A 6000-nucleotide genomic window follows, 5' to 3' on the forward strand; every position below is an offset into this window, starting at 1 on the left:
GTTGACCAGTCGACGTCCCCAGTCCTGCAGTCGCAGTCGAAACAGTCGAAGTCCTGAGTCCTCAGTCGCCAGTCGGTGCACAGTCCGCAGTCATCAGGCCGAAGTCGTCAGTCCGTGTCTGAGTCGAAGTCCGGCAGGAAGTCGCAGTCCTGAGTCCGAGTCGCCCGTGAACGAGACGTTAGAGGCGATGATGGACCGAGAGACCGAGTTCCTGATTTGTGCGGTGGTGCTCACCGGAACAGCCGTTACGGCGACGATCTTTCCCGCGCAGACCGTGAGTCTGCTGCTGGGTGTCGTCGTCGGCGCATTCCTCAAATGGGCCCTCCTTAAGCGGCACTAGCCACGGGGTTGCTAGCCGCTCACTTACTTCCGCTGGGGACCTCATTACTCGATGATGGGGTCCCCAGCGCAAACGGAGGACGAGATGTACAGGCTGATTGATCTGACTCGCGCGCATATGGGAACCGAAGGCGCGGTCCTCGAGGCCTTCGGCGCGGCCTGGGACGGCCCGCCGCCCACGGCCGTGGAGTGCATCGTCCTGCCGGCTCAGACGAGGCCGGACGGATGCGACGAGCACATCTGGACCGAGGTCCCGGAGGCGGCCGACGACACGGCGGTCACGAAGGTGGTGTACGACCGGGTCACGGAGGTGCGCGGCTCCGGCGCCGAGATCTGCGTGGCGTCGTTCCGGCCGAGCGTCAAGAACGTGGCGGAGGTGCTCGGCGCCGTCCACCAGGGAGGCGTCGTGTTCGTCCACCTCGCCACCTACGCGCCGCCCGCCACCGCGAGCGAGCCGCTGGAGTGGGACGACTCGTGGATGAAGCGGGACAAGGCCGTCGAGACGCTGGTGCACGTGATCGGCCATTCGTCGGCGCGGGTCCGCATGACCGATCTCCGGAAACTCCTCGCGGCGTACGACTCGCGATTCCGCAAGCAGGTCGGCACCTTCACGGCCCGGCCGAAATTCATGTCGATGCTGGTCTCGCTGGCGGTGGAGAGGAAGCTGGTGGCGATCGCCCCGACCGTTCCCGGCGACAACAATCCGCAGGTCGAACTGACGCCCGCCGGACGCGCCCGGGTCGTCCCGCTCGCCGCCGTTCCGTCGCCGCCCGCCCAGCCTTCCGGACCCGCCGCCCTGGAGGCCGCGGCCGCGGCCGCCAAAGAGCCCCGCTCGCTTTCGGACCGGTGCATCGACGTGCTGCGGCAGAACGACATGGGGCCGTTCCAGGAACTGCGCGAGGACGTGTACGCGCAGATCGAGCGGCTGGTCGGCGAGGCCACCCGGTCGCCGGACCGGCTCATCCGCGACGCCGTCCACGCGGTCCGCGACGAGCGCGGCGACGCGCCCAGCAAGTCGGGCAAGAAGTTCCCCTGGACCAGGCTCCGCGCGTTCATCACGCGGCTGGAGCGGCTGGTGCCGGTGTTCCTGAGCGAGGGGCGGCCGGTGACGGTCTCCCTGAGCACCACGGGCGCCCTGGTCGACGCGCTGGCCGACGACTGGCGGCGCCGGCTGGACGGCGAGCTGATCTGCTTCGTCCTGCGGAACGACGTCGTCGTCACCCAGTACGACTACGACGAGCTCGCCGGCGCGCTCTACAACAGCCGGCAGTCGATCTACTACGACAAGGTGCAGGAGGTCGTCGACTACCTGGCGAGCACGGGCCGCATCACCGAGGCGCCGGGCGACGAGATGCGGATCGTGCTGGCGCCGCCGGAGACGGGGGAGTTCCCGCACTCCGTGGGCGCCTGAGGCCCGCCGCGGGTCAGCGGGAGTCGTCGGTGCGCTCCGCCTCGCGGACGCCCGCCTCGTCCGGCGGCAGCGCGTCGGGGTGGCCGTGGCGGACGCCGGGGGTGCCGGTGCCGCTGACCTCGTCCTCGTCCGGCACGGGGGCGGGGGGCTGCGTGCGGCCGCGGGCGTCCGCGCCCCGGTTGACCGGGGCGAAGTCGCGGTCGTGGGTGGTCTCGGGCTCGTGCCCGGAATCCTCGCGCTCGTCCATGCGGGCCCGCATACCCCGAGCCGGACGGGCGGAACGCGGGGGATCAGACGGCGGCGGCCGTGCGGGCGGTGGCGAGCGCCTCGTCGTAGCGGCGGACGGCCAGCTCGGCGACCTCCGGTGCCGCGCCGAGGACGGGGGAGACCGCGCGGGCGCCCGCGGCCAGCGACTCGGTGCGGACCTTGTCGGCGAAGTAGCCGGGCGCGAGGAAGTAGGACGCGACGGCGACGCGGGGCGCGCCCGCGTCGCGGAGCGCCGCGACGGCCTCGGCGGGCGTCGGGCGGGACGCCGACGCGAACGCCGGGACGACGCCGCGCCAGCCGCGGGCGCGCCATTCGCGCGCCAGCCGCCAGATGGTGGCGTTGGCGGACGCGTCCGACGACCCCGCCGCGACCAGCACCACGGCGGTGTCGGGGTCGCCGGGCTCCACGCCCGCCTCCGTGAGCCGGCGTTCCAGCGCGCCGGTCAGCAGCGGGTGCGGGCCGAGCGTCGCGGCGGTCCGCAGCGCCAGCCGGGGCCGGCGCGCGCGCACCCGGTTCAGGACGCCCGGGATGTCGGTCTTGCTGTGGTAGGCGGCCGTCAGCAGCAGCGGCACGACGACCGCTTCGGCGGCGCCGTCCCCGGCCAGCGCGTCCAGCACCCGGTCGGGGGCCGGCGGCGCGTGGTCGAGGAACGAGGCGTGCACGGGCAGATCGGGACGCAGCGCCCGGACCGCGGCCATCAGCTCGGTGACGGTCGCGGCGGCGCGCGGGTCCCTGCTCCCGTGCGCCACCGCGACCATGGGGACGGCGTTCACAGGTGGATGCCGCACTCGGTCTTGCCCATGCCGGCCCACCGGCCGCTGCGCGGGTCCTCGCCGGGGGCGACGGGACGGGTGCAGGGCTCGCAGCCGATCGAGGGGTAGTCGTCGTAGTGCAGCGGGTTGATGATGACCCCGTTGTCCTCGATGTAGTTGTCCATCTCCTCCTGCGACCAGCCGAGGATCGGGTTCACCTTGACCATGCCGCGCTTGCGGTCCCACTCGACGACGCGGCGGTTGCGGCGGCTGGCGGTCTCGTCCCGGCGGATCCCGCTGAACCAGGCCATGTAGCCCTCCAGCGCCCGGCCGAGCGGCTCCACCTTGCGCAGGTGGCAGCACAGGTCGGGGTTGCGGCCGTGGAGGCGGGGGCCGAGCGCGGCCTCCTGCTCCTCGACGGTCCGGGACGGCGTGACGTTGATGACGTTCACCGGGTACACGGCCTCGACCGCGTCGCGGGTGCCGATCGTCTCGGCGAAGTGGTAGCCGGTGTCGACGAACAGCACGTCGATGCCCGGCTTCACCTTCGACACCAGGTGGATCAGCGCGGCGTCCGACATGGACGAGGTGAGGCAGATGCGGTCGCCGAAGGTGGCGACGGCCCACCGGATGACCTCCAGGGTGGGCGCGCCCTCCAGCGCCGCGGCGGCCGATTCGACGATGTCTTCCAGGTCCAGTGTCGGTCGGTCGGTCTCCAGCAGTGTCACCGGGACTCCTCGGTCTTCTTGGCGGCTCCGACACCCAGGAACTTCAGCTGGAAGGAGCGGACGCAGTCGTTGCAGAACCACGCCCCGTGTCCCTCGAGTGGCTCAAGATCCTCTTCGCCGCAGTACGGGCAGTAGAACGGCGCGGCACGTTCGCTCATTCCAGTCCGTCCGTTACTTGAGGTCGGCCTCGTCGGCGCGCCCCGCCCACTCGGCGAACGTCTCGCCGTCGGTGCGCTGCTCGTCGAACTTGCGGACGACCCGCTCGACATAGTCGGTGAGCCCCGCCGAGGTGGTCTTCAGTCCGCGCACCTTCTTGCCGAACGCGCCGCCGAGCTGCCCGCCGAGGCTGATCTGGAAGCCCTCGACCTGGTCGCCGTTCTCGTCGACGACGAGCTGGCCCTTCAGGCCGATGTCGGCGACCTGGACGCGGGCGCAGGAGTTCGGGCAGCCGTTGATGTTGATGGTCAGCGGCTGGTCGAAGTCCGGCAGGCGCTTCTCCAGCTCGTCCATCAGGTCCATCGCGCGCTGCTTGGTGTTGGTGATCGCGAGCTTGCAGAACTCGATGCCGGTGCAGGCCATCATGTGCCGGCGGAACACCGACGGGTTGACGTGCAGGTCGTGCCCGGCGAGCTTCGCGGCGAGCTCCTCGGTCCGCTCCTGCGGGACGTCGAGGATGACCAGCTTCTGCTCCAGCGTCGTGCGGACGCGGCCCGAGCCGTACTCGTTCGCCAGGTCGGCGATGACGCCGAGCAGCTCGCCGTTGACGCGGCCGACGCGCGGCGCGAAGCCGACGTAGTAGTTGCCGTCCTTCTGCCGGTGCACGCCGGTGTGGTCACGGCCGGGACGCGGCGCGGCCGGCTCGGGGCCGTCGGGCAGCGCGTAGCCGAGGTACTCCTTCTCCAGCACCTCGCGGAACTTCTCCGGCCCCCAGTCCTTCATCAGGAACTTCAGCCGGGCCCGGCTGCGCAGCCGCCGGTAGCCGTAGTCGCGGAAGATCGAGGTGACGCCGTGCCAGATCTCGTGCGTCTGCTCCGGCCGGACGAACACGCCGAGGCTCTTGGAGAACATCGGGTTCGTGGACAGGCCGCCGCCGACGAACACCTGGTAGCCGGTCTCGCCGTTCTCGTTCACCACGCCGACGAACGCGATGTCGTTGATCTCGTGGACGGTGCAGTGCGAGGTGCAGCCCGACAGCGCCGTCTTGTACTTGCGCGGCAGGTTGGAGAACTCCGGCGAGCCGATGTAGCGGTCGTGGATGTCGCGCAGGTTCGGCGTCGCGTCGATCAGCTCGTCCTCGGCGATCCCGGCGAGCGGGCAGCCGATGATGGTGCGCGGGACGTCGCCGCACGCCTCGGTGGTGTGCAGGCCGACCTCGGCGAGCCGGTCCCAGATCGCCGGGACGTCCTCGATCCGCACCCAGTGCAGCTGCACGTTGTGCCGGTCGGTGATGTCGGCGGTGCCGCGGGCGTACAGGGTCGAGATGTCGGCGATGGCGCGCAGCTGCGGGCCGTCGAGCTGGCCGCCGTCGATGCGGATCCGCATCATGAAGTACTTGTCCTCGAGCTCCTCGTCCTCGAGGGCGCCCGTCTTCCCGCCGTCGATGCCGGGCTTGCGCTGCGTGTAGAGGCCCATCCAGCGGAACCGGCCGCGCAGGTCGGCGGGGTCGATCGAGTCGAAACCGTTCTTGGAGTAGACGTCGATGATCCGGCGGCGGACGTTCAGCCCGTCGTCGTTCTTCTTGTTCTCCTCGTTCTTGTTGAGCGGTTCCCGGTAGCCGAGGGCCCACTGGCCCTCGCCCTTCTTGCGCTTGATCGCGGGTGGCACGGCGCGCGTCCTCATCTGTGGTGGTGAGGGACGCGTAGCGCACCGGCGCTCTGAGGCAGCCGGCTCGACGCTGAGCAGGATGAAGTCAAAGGTGACGCCGATGCACCACGCGCCCGGCTGAGCAAGGGGGCGTGGTCGGGGGCGTCAGCGACAGATCGCGCTGCGGACGCGGAGGAAGTCGACGTGCCGGCGCTTGGCCAGCAGCGGGTCCGCAGCAGTCATGCTCAAACTCTGACACGCCGTCTCGCGGGCTGTCCAGTGACGTCCGGAATGTGGGCAAGTGAGAAGTGTCATCCTTGACGCTTCCAGTTCACCGGCGGCTCGGCGCCCTGCACCCGCTCCCCGGACGGCTCCGGCGGCGTCCCCTGGACGGGCCGGGACGGGCCCGACGGCGTCGCGGGCGCGGCCTTGTGCTGGCAGTCGCACCACGAGCCGCCACGGCATTCCGCGTGGTGGCGCTCCCGGCAGGACTGGCAGATCACCCCTTCATTGTCACCGATCCGCATCGATGCTCGCGCACCGGCGTCCGTGGCGCGCTGCCCGTGCGCCCGGACGGCCCACGCCCTACGGTGTAGCGGTGTGACCACCGTCTCGGACGCCGCCGGCGACCCTCCGGCCGACGACGGCGCCGCGGACGGCGCCGCCGGCCCTGCCGCCGCGCGACCGGGCCGCGTGCCCC

Annotated in this window: 8 protein-coding genes; 2 read left to right on the forward strand and 6 right to left on the reverse strand. The window is 71.1% G+C overall.

Annotated features, from left to right (window positions below; genetic code table 11):
• Positions 1 to 166: 166 nt before the first annotated feature.
• The gene (locus J4709_RS33035) at positions 167 to 340 is read left to right on the forward strand and encodes a hypothetical protein (protein WP_208246617.1); all 174 of its coding nucleotides are present in this window, start codon (positions 167 to 169) and stop codon (positions 338 to 340) included.
• Positions 341 to 457: 117 nt separating this feature from the next.
• Positions 458 to 1750, forward strand: a complete 1293-nt coding sequence (locus J4709_RS33040) for a hypothetical protein (protein ID WP_208246619.1) — start codon at positions 458 to 460, stop codon at positions 1748 to 1750.
• 13 nt (positions 1751 to 1763) lie between these two features.
• Here J4709_RS33040 and J4709_RS33045 read toward each other — a convergent pair whose 3' ends face one another.
• The 6 genes from J4709_RS33045 to J4709_RS33070 form a co-directional block, all read right to left on the reverse strand.
• Positions 1764 to 1997: a hypothetical protein gene (locus J4709_RS33045; RefSeq protein WP_208246621.1), complete on the reverse strand. Its 234-nt coding sequence runs from the start codon at positions 1995 to 1997 to the stop codon at positions 1764 to 1766.
• Between the two features lie 43 nt (positions 1998 to 2040).
• Entirely contained in the window at positions 2041 to 2775 is a 735-nt protein-coding gene (locus tag J4709_RS33050; protein ID WP_208246672.1) for a sirohydrochlorin chelatase, read from the reverse strand.
• An 11-nt stretch (positions 2776 to 2786) separates the two neighbouring features.
• Complete coding sequence (locus J4709_RS33055; RefSeq protein ID WP_208246623.1) at positions 2787 to 3497, reverse strand: phosphoadenylyl-sulfate reductase; 711 nt, start codon at positions 3495 to 3497, stop codon at positions 2787 to 2789.
• The gene (locus J4709_RS33060; RefSeq protein ID WP_208246625.1) at positions 3494 to 3655 is read right to left on the reverse strand and encodes an Insertion element protein; all 162 of its coding nucleotides are present in this window, start codon (positions 3653 to 3655) and stop codon (positions 3494 to 3496) included. The genes J4709_RS33055 and J4709_RS33060 overlap by 4 nt, the downstream gene beginning before the upstream one ends.
• A gap of 13 nt (positions 3656 to 3668) precedes the next feature.
• Complete coding sequence (locus J4709_RS33065; protein WP_208246627.1) at positions 3669 to 5336, reverse strand: nitrite/sulfite reductase; 1668 nt, start codon at positions 5334 to 5336, stop codon at positions 3669 to 3671.
• 275 nt (positions 5337 to 5611) lie between these two features.
• Positions 5612 to 5803 carry a hypothetical protein gene (locus J4709_RS33070; RefSeq protein ID WP_208246629.1) on the reverse strand — a complete coding sequence of 64 codons (192 nt, stop codon included), beginning with the start codon at positions 5801 to 5803 and terminating at the stop codon, positions 5612 to 5614.
• Between the last annotated feature and the right edge of the window lie 197 nt (positions 5804 to 6000).

This window comes from Actinomadura violacea (assembly GCF_017573465.1).
In the GTDB taxonomy this organism is placed as follows: Bacteria; Actinomycetota; Actinomycetes; order Streptosporangiales; family Streptosporangiaceae; genus Spirillospora; species Spirillospora violacea.

Bases quoted from the DNA above. Each gene is read 5' to 3' on its own strand.
- J4709_RS33040 (WP_208246619.1), top strand. From the start codon at position 458: ATGGGAACCGAAGGCGCGGTCCTCGAGGCCTTCGGCGCGGCCTGGGAC.
- J4709_RS33045 (WP_208246621.1), bottom strand. From the start codon at position 1,997: ATGGACGAGCGCGAGGATTCCGGGCACGAGCCCGAGACCACCCACGAC.
- J4709_RS33050 (WP_208246672.1), bottom strand. From the start codon at position 2,775: ATGGTCGCGGTGGCGCACGGGAGCAGGGACCCGCGCGCCGCCGCGACC.
- J4709_RS33060 (WP_208246625.1), bottom strand. From the start codon at position 3,655: ATGAGCGAACGTGCCGCGCCGTTCTACTGCCCGTACTGCGGCGAAGAG.
- J4709_RS33065 (WP_208246627.1), bottom strand. From the start codon at position 5,336: ATGAGGACGCGCGCCGTGCCACCCGCGATCAAGCGCAAGAAGGGCGAG.